A 12777-nucleotide genomic window follows, 5' to 3' on the forward strand; every position below is an offset into this window, starting at 1 on the left:
TGTTGACCGGCATCAGCTCTCCTCCTTGTGGGCGAGCAGGTCGCGGGAGAGCTCGGTGAACTCCTCGCCGTACCCGGCCTGATCAGTGCGCGCGATCCCGCCGATCGTGGCGGTCTCCGTGCCCAGCCCGTAGCTGCGGCCCACGTGGTCCGCGGGCGACCGCAGCACGACCGACGCGACCTCCGCGACGTCCTCGGTGTCGACCCAGCTGGTCGCGGCGTCGCCGACGTAGTGGGTGAGCACGGCCGATCCCGCGTCGCTCATCGCCGGCATCAGGAGGTTCTGCATGAACGAGGTGGGGTGGAGGTTCGTGTACCCGAGCCCGGACCGCTCCAGGTAGGCCTCCACCACCTGGTGCCAGCCGAAGTGCACGATCGTGGTGTCCGGCTCCGCGTGCACGCCGACGTGGACGACGTGGTCGACGCCCGACAGCCGGGCCGCGTCGATCGCCGCCTTCGCCTGGTTCACCATCCGCACGTCGTACCCGGTCGCCAGGAACACCCTTCGCACGTCGCGCAGCGCCGCGACGACCGGGGCCGACCCGTGCCGCTCGGCCGAGTCGAGGTCGACGAGGCGAGCCTCGATCCCCCGTGCCTCGAACGCCGGCGCGGCCTCGGCGCGGCGGACCGCCGCGATCAGCCGCACCTCACCGGCCCGGTGCGCGTCGAGCAGTCGGTCGACCACCGCCCCACCGGTCCTGCCGGTGGAGCCGAACACGAGCACGCCGGGTGCCGACATCGTGAGAATCCCCCTCGCTGAACGGACCGATCAGTCCGGGACCGATCGGTCCGGTAATCTTGGACCGGCCGCGGCGTCGCGTCAAGCAGGTCGGACCGAACGGTCCGCTAAGCTCGGGCGTGGGAGGCAGCGATGGCGCGACAGCCGGCACCGGACACCCGGGACCGCATCCTCGACACGGCGGCCAGGCTCTTCACCGCGCACGGCGTGCGGGCGGTCGGCATGCAGCGGATCGTCGACGAGTGCGGCTGCGGCAAGAACCTGCTCTACCGCGAGTTCCCGAGCAAGGACGACCTGGTGCTCGCCCACCTGTCGGGGTTGCGCGCGACCTGGCTGGCGCAGGTCGAGGAGGTCACGGCGCCCTTGGCAGGCGACCCGGCGGCCCAGCTGGTGGCGATCGCGGAGCTGGCGGCCCGCCAGGTGCGGGAGCCCGACTACCGCGGCTGCGCCTTCCGCAACTGCTTCACCGAGTTCCCGGACCACCGGGTGGGCGGGTTCGCCGCCGACCACCTGGCGGACGTGCGGGGGCACATCGCCGAGCTGGCCGAGCGGATGGGCGCCGAGCGGCCGGACCTGCTGGCGGACCGGATCTGGCTCGTGATCGAGGGCATGTACGCGAGCGCGGCGCACCCCGGCGGCGAGAGGGCGGCCGAGGTCGCGGTGGCGCTGGTCGCCGAGCTGGCGGGCGCCACGCCCGCCGGCCGCGCGGCGCGTCCGAGCTGACGGGCGCGCGGCCCGTCCCAACTGGCGGCCGCGCGGCACGTCCGACCCGACCGCGCCATCCATCCCGAAGTCGCCCCTCGCGCAGGTAGGGGGTCGAATGCGAAACTCTTCCGCCTATGCGGCAGCTCACGCGCGGCGTTCGGGCGGGGTACGCGACCGGGTCGTTCGTCACCGGCGCGTTCGGCACCGTGCCCGGGCTGCTGCTCCTGCCCTACCTGACCGACGGCCTGGCCGTGCCCGCCGCCGTGGCCGGCCTGCTCGTGCTCGTGCCGAAGGCGTGGGACGTGCTGTTCAACCCCGTGGCGGGCCGGCTCAGCGACCGGGCCGGGGTGCGGCGGCCGTTCCTGCTGCGCGGCGGGCTGGTGACGGCGGTGTTGTTCGCGCTGCTGTTCGCCGGGCCGTTCACCGGGACGGGCGCGGTCGTGTACGTGGCGCTGGTGTTCCTGGCCTGTGCGACGGCGTACGCGTTCTTCCAGGTGCCGTACGTGGCGATGGCCGCGGAGATCACCGAGGACTACGACGAGCGCACCCGGCTGATGGCGTGGCGGATGGCGTTCCTGGCGCTGGCGATCCTGGTCAGCGGCGCGGGCGCGCCGGCGGTGCGTGACGCGGCCGGCTACCCGGCGATGGGCGTGGCCGTCGCGGCGCTGATGGTGCTCGGCACGCTGGCCACGTTCGCGGGCACGCGCGGCGCGCCGGCGTCACGACGGGTGTCCGCGGCGACCGGCCTGGGCGAGCTCGTGGCGGCGGTGCGCGGGTCGCGGCCGTTCCGGCTGCTGCTGGCCGTGTTCGTGGTGCAGGCCGTCGGCCTGGGCACGATGCTCGCCGGAGTCGACTACTTCGCCCGGCTGGTGGTGAGCGAGCCGGGGTTGCAGACCGCGTTGTTCGCCGGGTTCGTCGGGCCCGCGCTGCTGGTGATGCCGCTGTGGCAACGCGTCGGGCGGCGGCACGGCAAGCGGGTCGGGCTGGTCGCGGCGTCGGTGCTGTTCGCGGTCGCGGTGGCCGGGCTGACCGCCGCACGGGTGCTGCCGGTGGCGGCGGTGCTGGCGCTGATGGCCGTGATCGGCGTGGGTTACGCGGGCATGCAGGTGTTCCCGCTGGCCATGCTGCCGGACGTGATCACCGCGGAGGAGCGGCGGACCGGCGCGACCCGCGCGGGCCTGTTCTCCGGGGTGTGGACGGCCGGCGAGACGTTGGGGCTGGCGCTCGGTCCCGGGGTGTACGGGCTGGTCCTGGCGTTCGGCGGGTACGTCGCGAGCACCGACGGCTCGGCCGTGCAGTCCTCCGGCGCGGTGACGGCCGCGCTGCTCGGTTTCACCGTCATCCCGGCCGTGCTGGCGTTGGCGGCCCTGCCCCTGCTGCGTGAGGAGACCGCGTGACCGATGACGTGCTGGCCGAGCTGCGTGCCCTGCGGGCCGGTGACCTGCCCACGCACGGCGGGCGGACGTTGGCCTACGTGTACGACAGCGCGCTGCCGGGCCTGGACGAGTTGGCCGCGTCCGCGCACGCGCTGGCGTCGTCGGTGAACGGGCTCGACCCGACCGCGTTCCCGAGCCTGCTGCGCCTGGAGAACGACGTGGTGCGCACGGCGGCCCGGTTGCTGGGCGGTGGTGACGCGACGGTCGGCACGGTCACGTCGGGCGGCACGGAGTCGTGCCTGCTCGCGGTGGTCGCCGCACGGGACTCGCGGCCGGAGGTCACGCGACCGTCGATGGTGCTGCCGGAGACCGCGCACGCGGCGTTCCACAAGGCCGCGCACTACTTCGGCGTCCGGGTGGTCGCGGTGCCGGTCGACCCGGGGACGTTCCGGGCGGATCCGGCGGCGATGGCGGCGGCGATCGACGAGTCCACGGTGCTGGTGGTGGCCAGTGCGCCGTCGTACGCGCACGGGGTGGTCGACCCGGTGGCCGAGATCGCGGCCGCGGCCCACGAGCGCGGCGTGCGCTGCCACGTGGACGCGTGCATCGGCGGGTGGGTGCTGCCGCACGCGCCGGACGCGCCGCCGTTCGACTTCTCCGTGCCGGGCGTCACCAGCATCTCGGTGGACCTGCACAAGTACGCGTACTGCCCGAAGGGGACGTCCGTGCTGCTGCACGCGTCGGCCGACCTGCGCCGGGCGCAGTACTTCGCGTCGGCCGCGTGGCCCGGTTACACGATGCTGAACTCCACCACCCAGTCCACCCGATCAGGTGGTCCGCTGGCCGCCGCGTGGGCCGTGCTGCGGCATGTCGGCGACGACGGGTACCGCTCGCTCGCGCGCCAGGCCCTGGCGAGCACGCGGGTGTTGCGCGAGGGCATCGGGAAGATCGACGGCCTGCGGGTGCTGGGCGAGCCGTCGGCGACGTTGCTGGCGGTCGCGGCCGCGCGGGACGACTTCGACGTGTTCACGGTGGCCGACGAGATGAAGGCGCGGAACTGGTACGTGCAGCCGCAGTTCGCCCACCGCTCCTCCCCCGCGAACCTGCACCTCACCGTGACCGCGGCGAACGCCGGGCACGAGTCGGAGCTGCTCGCCGACCTGAGGGCGTCGGTGGAGGCCGCCGTGGCGGCCGGGCCGGTGCGGGTGGCGCCGGAGGTCGTGGCGTTCGTCGGCGGGCTGGAGCCGGACTCGCTCACCCCCGAGGAGTTCGGCGGGCTGCTCGCGGCGGCGGGCATGGGTGGTGGTGACGGCGTGCTGCCCGAGCGGATGGCTACGGTGAACGCGCTGCTCGCGGCGGCGAGCCCGGCGTTGCGGGAGCGGCTGCTGGTGGAGTTCCTGGGCGCGCTGTACTCGTGAACGGCGGCGTTGCGCCGTTTGCGCGATCATGGTCGCCATGCACCTGGATCTGAGCGGGAAGACGGCGTTGGTCACCGGTTCCACGCAGGGCATCGGCGAGGCGATCGCGACGGCGCTGGCGCGGGCCGGCGCCCGCACGGCGGTGAACGGGCGCAAGGCCGACGTGGTCGACGAGTCGGTGGCACGGCTGCGGGAAGTGGTGCCGGGCGCGAACGTGCTCGGCGTCGCGGCGGACGTGTCGACGGCGGAGGGTGCGGCGTCGCTGGTCGCGGCGCTGCCCGAGGTGGACGTGCTGGTGAACAACGTCGGCGTGTTCGGCGCGCGGCTGGCGCTGGAGATCACCGACGACGAGTGGCGGCGGTACTTCGAGGTCAACGTGCTGGCCGCGGTCCGGCTGACCCGCGCCTACCTGCCGCGGATGCGGGAGCGCGGGTGGGGCCGGGTGCAGTACATCGCCAGCGACTCGGCCGTGGTCATCCCGGCCGAGATGATCCACTACGGCGTGTCGAAGACGGCGCTGCTGGGCGTGTCGCGCGGGTTCGCCAAGGAGGCGGCGGGCAGCGGCGTCACGGTGAACTGCGTGATCGCGGGGCCGACGCACACCGGCGGGGTGGAGGACTTCGTCTACCAACTGGTGGACCGCTCGCTGCCGTGGGAGGAGGCGCAGCGGGAGTTCATGCGCGTGCACCGGCCGCAGTCCCTGCTCGGCCGGCTCATCGAACCCGAGGAGATCGGCAACCTGGTGGTGTACCTGGCCTCACCGCAGGCATCGGCGACGACCGGCGCCGCCGTGCGCGTGGACGGCGGCTACGTCGACTCGATCCTGCCCTGACGCGGCTCAGCGGCCGGGGATCACCGCTCCGGTCGCGTCGAAGACCACGTGGACGAGCTTCCCGTCCTGGTAGTCCGTCGATCCGGACAGGTCGGCCAGGAACACACCTGCCTTCACCTGCGCCGGGATCACCCGCCCGTCCGGGCCGCGGAACTCCACCGCCGCGGCGTCGTGGCCCGCGTACCCGACGATGGTGAACCCCGGCCGATCCCCGTAGTCCGACAGCATGATCGTGGCGAACGGCTGCTCGCGGAACGCGGTGGCGGCGGGATCGGTAGAGGTGATCGAGACACCCGATTCGTGGACGCTGCACTTCACCAGCACTTTGCCCGAGATGGCACCGATGAGGAGGTGTCCGTCCTCTCGCCGCCACGCGGGCCCCAGGGTGAAAGCGTCCTCGGTGCCCGCCAGTTCGGCGCAGCGCGCCCAGGCCGCCTCGACCTCGGTCGACGACACGGTGCCCGACCACGGACGAGCTTCCCCTGCCACCGACGCCGGTTGCGCCGACACGCCCCACGCCAAGGCGACGACAAGCCCGCACACGGACCACGTGACAACCCTGGACATCGCCCACCCCCGCCCTGATCATGCCTGGCCGTGCCTGCCGACGAGGGCGAAATGCGGCGACAGTCCCGGCGCGCGTGCGTGATCACGCGCGGCATGGCGGCGGACGAGAGCGCGAGGCGCGGGCACCTCGGGTTCGATGACCTGCGCGGGGTGGCGCGAGAGGTGTTCGGGCCACGGGACCTGGTGTCGGTCCGCCTTCCTGGAGCTGCGCTTCGGGCCGCACTACCGCCACTTCGCCGACCCCGGCCTCGACCCCGCGCGGCCGGCGTTCTACCGCCTGGCCACCTGCCTCTCACTGGTGGCGGGTCCGCTGCGACTGCTGGACGGCGACTTCCCCGATCGCGCCGGGATGCTCGACTCGTCGACCAGAACGTCTCCCGGACGCTTGGCCGGCCGCCGGGGTAGGGAGCTCTGTGGGCGCGGCACGCCGCCGAGGTGCCGCGCCCACAGCCCGATCGGACCGACCTTTGGGTCAGTGCCCGACCTGGAACGTGGCGTCCGCGCGGTCCGACGTGGTGCTGATCGGGTCGATGCGCAGGACGTAACCGGAGTGCCGCAGGTGGCGGTCGGGGAAGTTGTGCGACCGGAACGAGGTCCACGAGCTGTCCGCCAGGCCGGCGACGCGGTGGAAGGTGGCGTCGGCGGCGAAGGTCGGGCTGCCGTCGTCGGCCGCCAGCGTGATCGCGTAGTTCACGTGCCGCAGGTAGCGGTCCGGGTAGTTGACCGAGCGGAACGACACCCCGGCCGACGACGCCAGGCCCGGGACCAGGCGCCACTGCGAGTCCTGGTAGGGGTCGAACGGGTACGGGTCGATGCGGCCGACGTTGTCGGCGTGCCGGATCAGGTGGTCCGGGAAGTTGTAGGACTTGATCCGGTTCCAGCTCGGCGCGCCCCAGCGGGACAGCAGGTTGGCGTGCTCGGTGGCCGTGATGCCGCAGATGGTGGGGTGCTTGGCGTTGAGCGGCTGGGTGTACTGGGCCTTGGTCAGCGGCGTCCAGGAGTTGGCGTTGATGTCGCCGCTGCGCCACGCGTACAGCTCGCCGTTCACCGGGGAGAACGAGTCGCCCCACAGCCACCACTCGTTGCGGTTGTGGGCCTTCACGACGATGGGCGCCTCGATGCCGCCGCTGACGACCCCGCTGGTGTAGGTGCCGCGGTCGAAGCTGCGCGGGTTGAGCGTGCTCGACCGCGCGCCGTAGAGGCGGCCGTCGGCGAAGCTCTTGTAGTACAGGTAGTTGGCGCCGTTGCCGACGTGCATCGTGGCGTCGAGGACGTTGAAGCCGGGGTCGAAGAACAGCTGCGGCGCGCCGACGGTGACGAAGTCGGTGGTGTAGTTGACGTAGAACGCGTCACGGCCGCCGCTGTTGGCCGAGTAGAGGATGCCGTACTGGCCGCGCGCGGCGTCCCAGAACGCCTCCGGCGCCCACGTGTGGGTCGGCATCGAGTGCATCTTGAGCCTGCGGTACCCGGTGAACGACCGCAGGTCGGCCGAGTCCCAGGCGTGGATGTACTGGTTCTGCTTGGTGAAGTCGGTGCCGGTCAGGTCGGTCGCCAGCACGACGAACCCGCCGTTCTGCTTGCGCATGATGAACGGGTCGCGCAGGCCGCCGGTGCCCGCCGTCGGCGTGGCGACCGGGTTGCCCTGGTTGAGCGGGGTCCAGGTGAGCCCGTCGGTGCTCACCGCGAGGTGCAGCGCGTACCGGTCGGCGACCTTGTTCGGGGACTCGGTGAAGTAGCCCATCACGTAGGCGGAGTCACCGGGCGCCGCGGCGGCGACCCCGGTCCGGGCCAGCGCCAGCGAGGCCAGGCCGCCGGCCAGCAGTGTGCGTCGTTGCAGCATCAGCCGTGTGCCTTTCGGGGGAACCCCGGGGCGGGCGGGAGACACCCGCCCCGGGGGAGTCTCATTCGCCGGAGGGCGCGGTGAGGGTGGTGCCGAGCCGGACGGGCGTGCCGAAGTTCGGGGTGCCGTCCGAGTTCCAGGTGAACTTCTGCGCGCGGGTCGACCGGTTCATGTCGCAGCCGCCGGACGCGGAGTCGTTGGCGTGGTAGACGATCCAGTCCTCGGTGCCGTCGGGCGACTTGAAGAACCCGTTGTGGCCCGGCGCGTACACGCCGTTGCCGTCGTTGCGCTGGAACACCGGGTTGGGCGACTTCGTCCAGTGCGACCGGTTGAGCGGGTCGGAGCCGGTCAGGGTGAGCAGGCCGAGCTTGTAGTCCGGCCCCCAGCACGCGCTGGCCGAGTACACGATCATGGTCTTCCCGTTGTGGTACAGCGGCTCGGCGCCCTCGTTGACCGGCGCGGTCTGCCGCTCCCAGGACAGCGTCGGCTGGGAGATGGTGCGCCGTGATCCGCTGAGCGTGTAAGGGTTGGACATCGGGGTGATGGTCAGCGACTGGGTGCCGTCCATCGCGCTGCCCATCAGGTACAGCTTCCCGTTGTGCTGCAGGATGCTCGGGTCCAGCTCCCACGTGCTGCCCAGGTCGGCCTTGAACGAGTAGGGGCCCATCGGGTCGGTGCCCGAGGACTCCAGCACGTGCAGCCGCTGCGTCGGGTTGTAGTCCGACACGTTCTGCCCGGCCACGTAGTACAGGTACCACCGGCCGTTGAGCAGGAAGAACTCCGGCGCCCACATGTTGCAGCACCCGTTCGGGCGGGTCAGGTTGAAGACCACCTGGTCGGCCGCGGTCGACAAGCCGGCCAGCGTCCGCGACCGGCGCATCGTGATCGTGGAGTTCCACGTCGTCGTGGCCAGGTAGTAGTACCCGTTGTAGTACTGCATCCACGGGTCCGGGCCGTTGCGCTTGATCGGGTTGGTGAAGGTGCCCGGCGCGGACGCGCCCAGCTTGACCAGCTGCCACTGCTGGTTCGTGCCGCCGGTGTCCGGCCACTGGATGAGCTGCGCGCCGTCGGCGGTGGAGAAGTCCAGCACGTCGACGGCCTTGCCGCTGGCGCGGTTGAGCAGCCGGACGAACCCGCCCGCCGAGTCGGCCAGCCGGAACTGCTGGTTGGTGCCGTTGCGGTCGGTCCACTGGGTCAACCCGGTGCGGTCGGCGGTGTCGGCGAAGTCCAGCACCTTGCCGCTGTGGCGCGACTTCAACCGGTAGTAGCCGCCGCCCGAGTCCACGAACTGCCACTGCTGCCACGCGCCGTCGTTGCGCGTGTACTGCGAGATCCGCGCGCCGTCGGCGGTGGCGAGGTCGTAGACGTCGAGCGCCTTGCCGCTGTTGCGGTTGACCAACACGTACGAGGCGTTGGTGTCGACCACCGCGGCCGACGCGGTGGGCGGTAGAGCCGAGGTGATCCCACCGAGCAGCGTGGCCACGGTGGCGAGGACGACGCCGCCGCGGCGCGCGCTCCGATAAGGCGATCTCATGGTTGCTCTCCCTGCGACGCTGCATGGACGAACACGGTCGGCCCGCCGGCGTGCAAGCCGGTGCGGGCCGGTGGAAGGGCGTGGCGGCGGGTGGCGGGTGCGGGTGGACCGGGATCACCGGCCACTCGACCTCGCGTCTGTTAACGCTAACAGCACGATCGGCGACGGTTCAATAGCCGCGCGTCTTCGCACGTGACGCAGCGCCCTGGTGTCGAAGGGTTTCGACACATTGGGCCGTTCGGCCGCATCACGCCCATCTGTTAGCGATAACAAGGTTGCGGATTCCGTGGCTGCCTGGAATTGACCGGCAGCGACCAGGGAAAGCCTCTGGTAACCGACCGGACACGGCGCGCGACGTTCCATAGGAAGGATAAATAGTCCGCACCGCACAAAGCGAATGAAGGGTTCGACCGTTCAGAGGATTCCACATTACGAGACGCGCGGCGTAACGTTGCGCGGACCGGCGACCCGCCCGCATCCGCCCAGGGCAGGAGAACACTGCATGACTGACGAGAACGCCAATTACCACGAATTCCTCGTCGTGGTGAACGACGAGGAGCAGTACTCGGTCTGGTTCGCCGACCGGGACCTCCCGCCCGGGTGGCGGACCGAGGGAACGCGTGGCACCAGGGAAGACTGCCTGGCCCACATCGACCGGGTGTGGACGGACATGCGCCCGCGCAGCGTCCGCGAGCACGTCGCCGCGCACCGCGGCTGACGCTCCGCCCGACCACACCCCGCGCATTACCGAACGTCCGCGCCAAAGGGGTGCCCCACGTTGTCCGGAAACGGCCTCCGGGAATTTCCCGGCGGCCGGTTCGGTCATGCGCGCCCGAAACACATTCGTCGGGGAGGCTTTGTGCACACGGATTCTGCGCCACGACTCGCGCCCGCTCTGCCGTTGCAGAGCGGAATGATCGCGGCCGGGTTGCGCGACCCGTCGGCCGGGACCGACGTCATCCAGTGCGTGCAGCACTGGCCGCACGGTCTGGACGCCGCCGCGTACCTCGCGGCGTGGCGCGCCGCCGTCGAACGGCACCCGGTCCTGCGCACCCGGTTCACCTGGCGGGCCGACGGCGGCATGGAGCAGTGGCCGGGGCCGGCCGACGACGTCCCGGTGCTGGCGGACGGCTCGGTGACGGACCTGGAGGCGTTCCTGGCCGCCGACCGGCGGGCCGGGGTGGACCCGGTGGCCGGGCCGCCGCTGCGGGTCGTGGCGCTGCCCGGCGACGTGGTGGTGGCGACGTTCCACCACGCGATCCTCGACGGCCGGTCGCTCGCGATGCTGCTGGCCGAGGTGGACGACGACTACGCGGCCAGGCTCGCCGGCGGCGCGCTGGAGTTCACGGCACGCCCCGACTTCGCCGACTACGCCCGCTGGCACGACGCCCGGATCGCGGTCGGGCACCCGGAACGGCTGGCCGACGAACGGTTCTGGGCCGCGGAGCTGGCGGGGTCGGCCGAGCCCGCTCCCCTGCCGCTGGAGCACGCCGGCCCCGGCACACCCGTCATGGCCACGGCCGCGCTCGACCTCTCCGACGCCGAGACCGAGGCCGTGCGGGCGCTGGCCGAACGGGCGGGCGTCACGGTGAACACCGTGGTGCTGGCCGCGTGGGGCCTGGTGCTGACCGCGCACGCGCACGCCGACGAGGCCGTCTTCGGGGTGACCCGGGCGGCGCGCCACGGCACCGTCGAAGGCGCGCAGGACATGCTCGGCCTGCTGCTGGCGACCGTGCCGCTGCGGCTGCCGGTCGACCGGGACGCGTCGGTGGCCGACTGGCTGCGATCGGTGCGGGAACGGTCCGTGCGGGCGCGCGACCACCAACTGTGCCCGCTGCCGGTGATCCAAGGTGCGGCCGGGCACGACGTGTCGTTGATGCGCAGCCTCGTGCTGTTCGAGCACCGCGAACTCGGCACGGTGCTGGCCGCGCGGCCGTCCGCGCCGCCGGGCAGGCGGGTCCGCATCCTGCGCACCCCCGGTTACGCCCTGACCTTGTACGCGTTCGCCGAACCCCGCCTGAGCTTCCAGCTCATCCACGACACCGGCCGGTTCCCGGGTTGGGCGCCGGACGCGGTGCTGGCGCAGGTCCGGGACCTGCTGGCGGGCATGGCCGAAGCGCCGGACCGGCCCGTGCGGCAGCTCGACGAGCCGCGTGACCTGGCGCGGGTGTTGACGGGGTGGAACGACACCGCGATCGACTACCCGGCGGACGCGACCGTGCCCGACTTGTTCGCCGAACAGGTGCGACTGAGACCCGACGCGGACGCCGTGTTCGACGGCGAGCGGTGGCTGAGCTACGCGGAGCTGGACGAGCGGTCGAACCGGTTGGCGCACGTGCTGCTGGCGCGGGGCGCGCGGGTGGACCGCCCGGTGGCCCTGTCGCTGCCGCGTGGCGCGGACTTCGTGACCGCGGTGCTGGCCGTGGTGAAGACCGGTGCGGCCTACCTGCCGCTGGACCCGGAGAACCCGGCGGCACGGGACGCGGTGGCGTTGCGCGAGTCCGGCACACCCCTGGTGGTCTCGGATCGGCCACGCGCGCTGCCGGACGGCGTGGCGTCGGTCGTGATGCCGGAACTAGACCTTTCAGAGCAGTCTCCCGTATCTCCGGCGGTCCTCGCGCATCCATTAAGCGTGGCTTATGTCAACTACACGTCCGGGTCAACCGGTAAGCCGAAGGGCGTAGCCGTGCCCCACCGGGGTGTGGTTCGACTGGTCACGCGGCCGACGTTCGCGCGGTTCGGGCCGGGGCAGACGTTCCTGCACCTGTCCGCGACCGCGTTCGACCTGACGACGCTGGAGGTGTGGGGCGCGCTGCTGACCGGCGGCCGGGTGGTGCCCGCGCCCTCCGGTCCGCTCGACCCTGCGGTGCTGGCCGAGCTGCTGCGCGTGCACCGGGTGAGCGTGCTGTGGCTGACCGCCGGGCTGTTCCACCAGCTCGACCCGTCGCTGGTGGCCGACGTGAAGCAGCTGCTGGCCGGCGGGGACGTGGTGGCCCCGGACGCGGTGCGCGCGGCGTTGGCGGCGCGCGGCGGGAAGCCGGTGGTCAACGGGTACGGGCCGACGGAGAACACCACGTTCACCGCGTGCCACGTCGTGCGGTCGGCCGACGACGTGGGCGCGACCGTGCCGATCGGCACGCCGATCCAGCGGACCACGGTGTACGTGCTGGACGAGTCGATGCGGCCCGTGCCGGTGGGCGTGCCCGGCGAGCTGTACACGGGCGGCGACGGGCTGGCGCGCGGGTACTGGGGCGCGCCGGGGCTGACCGCCTCGAAGTTCCTGCCGGACCCGTTCGGGGCGGCGCCCGGTGGGCGGCTCTACCGGACCGGCGACCTGGCGCGGTGGCGGCCGGACGGCGTGCTGGAGTTCCTGGGTCGCGCGGACCGGCAGGTCAAGGTCCGCGGGTTCCTGGTGGAGCCGGCCGAGGTCGAGGCCGTGCTGCGGGAGCACCCGGCGGTCGCCGCGGCGGCCGTGCTACCGGTCGGCGACGACGACGCGCGGCACCTGGTGGCGTTCGTCGTGCCGACCGGGTCGTCGGAGGTCGAGGACGTGCGCGCGCACGTCGCGGAACGGCTGCCCGCCTACCTCTGCCCGGCGCGGTACGTGCCGCTGCCGGAGCTGCCGCTGAACCGCAGCGGCAAGGTGGACCGGGCGGCGCTGCGGTCGGGGGGGGGGGCGCCGCGGCCGGGGGGCGGCCCGGCCCCCCCCGCGCCCCGCCCCCCCCCCCGCCGGGGGGGGGGGGGGGGGGGAGAAGAGGACGCCCCCC

The 12777-nt window shown here is 72.7% G+C and carries 10 protein-coding genes; 6 read left to right on the forward strand and 4 right to left on the reverse strand.

Translation table 11 applies throughout. The features are described from left to right. Nucleotides 1-12: 12 nt before the first annotated feature. Nucleotides 13-738: an SDR family oxidoreductase gene (locus AB0I91_RS44250; protein WP_499642256.1), complete on the reverse strand. Its 726-nt coding sequence runs from the start codon at nt 736-738 to the stop codon at nt 13-15. A gap of 132 nt (nt 739-870) precedes the next feature. Between AB0I91_RS44250 and AB0I91_RS44255 the strand changes: the two genes are divergently transcribed. The 4 genes from AB0I91_RS44255 (at nt 871) to AB0I91_RS44270 (ending at nt 5069) form a co-directional block, all read left to right on the forward strand. Further along, nucleotides 871-1461 carry a TetR/AcrR family transcriptional regulator gene (locus tag AB0I91_RS44255; protein ID WP_499642258.1) on the forward strand — a complete coding sequence of 197 codons (591 nt, stop codon included), beginning with the start codon at nt 871-873 and terminating at the stop codon, nt 1459-1461. A gap of 116 nt (nt 1462-1577) precedes the next feature. Then, nucleotides 1578-2840, forward strand: a complete 1263-nt coding sequence (locus tag AB0I91_RS44260; RefSeq protein ID WP_499642262.1) for an MFS transporter — start codon at nt 1578-1580, stop codon at nt 2838-2840. Continuing rightward, the gene (locus AB0I91_RS44265) at nt 2837-4237 is read left to right on the forward strand and encodes a pyridoxal phosphate-dependent decarboxylase family protein (protein WP_498779038.1); all 1401 of its coding nucleotides are present in this window, start codon (nt 2837-2839) and stop codon (nt 4235-4237) included. The genes AB0I91_RS44260 and AB0I91_RS44265 overlap by 4 nt, the downstream gene beginning before the upstream one ends. A 37-nt stretch (nt 4238-4274) precedes the next feature. After that, complete coding sequence (locus AB0I91_RS44270) at nt 4275-5069, forward strand: SDR family NAD(P)-dependent oxidoreductase (RefSeq protein ID WP_499642265.1); 795 nt, start codon at nt 4275-4277, stop codon at nt 5067-5069. A gap of 6 nt (nt 5070-5075) precedes the next feature. On the opposite strand, the gene AB0I91_RS44275 is transcribed toward AB0I91_RS44270, so the two are convergent. The 3 genes from AB0I91_RS44275 to AB0I91_RS44285 all read right to left on the reverse strand — a co-directional run bounded on the left by AB0I91_RS44275 (nt 5076) and on the right by AB0I91_RS44285 (nt 9010). Further along, nucleotides 5076-5636 (reverse strand): hypothetical protein, encoded by a 561-nt coding sequence (locus AB0I91_RS44275; RefSeq protein ID WP_499642268.1) that lies wholly within the window; start codon nt 5634-5636, stop codon nt 5076-5078. 472 nt (nt 5637-6108) lie between these two features. Next, nucleotides 6109-7476, reverse strand: a complete 1368-nt coding sequence (locus tag AB0I91_RS44280) for a glycoside hydrolase family 43 protein (protein WP_498779045.1) — start codon at nt 7474-7476, stop codon at nt 6109-6111. A 61-nt stretch (nt 7477-7537) separates the two neighbouring features. Then, nucleotides 7538-9010, reverse strand: a complete 1473-nt coding sequence (locus AB0I91_RS44285; RefSeq protein ID WP_498779047.1) for a family 43 glycosylhydrolase — start codon at nt 9008-9010, stop codon at nt 7538-7540. 502 nt (nt 9011-9512) lie between these two features. Between AB0I91_RS44285 and AB0I91_RS44290 the strand changes: the two genes are divergently transcribed. Together AB0I91_RS44290 and AB0I91_RS44295 are read left to right on the forward strand one after the other, a co-directional pair. Next, the gene (locus tag AB0I91_RS44290) at nt 9513-9728 is read left to right on the forward strand and encodes an MbtH family protein (RefSeq protein WP_498779048.1); all 216 of its coding nucleotides are present in this window, start codon (nt 9513-9515) and stop codon (nt 9726-9728) included. 141 nt (nt 9729-9869) lie between these two features. Beyond that, on the forward strand, nt 9870-12777 hold a 2908-nt coding region (locus AB0I91_RS44295), incomplete at its 3' end, for a non-ribosomal peptide synthetase (RefSeq protein WP_499642271.1).

The sequence above is a fragment of the Actinosynnema sp. NPDC049800 genome (genome assembly GCF_040656635.1).
Classification (GTDB): Bacteria; Actinomycetota; Actinomycetes; order Mycobacteriales; family Pseudonocardiaceae; genus Actinosynnema.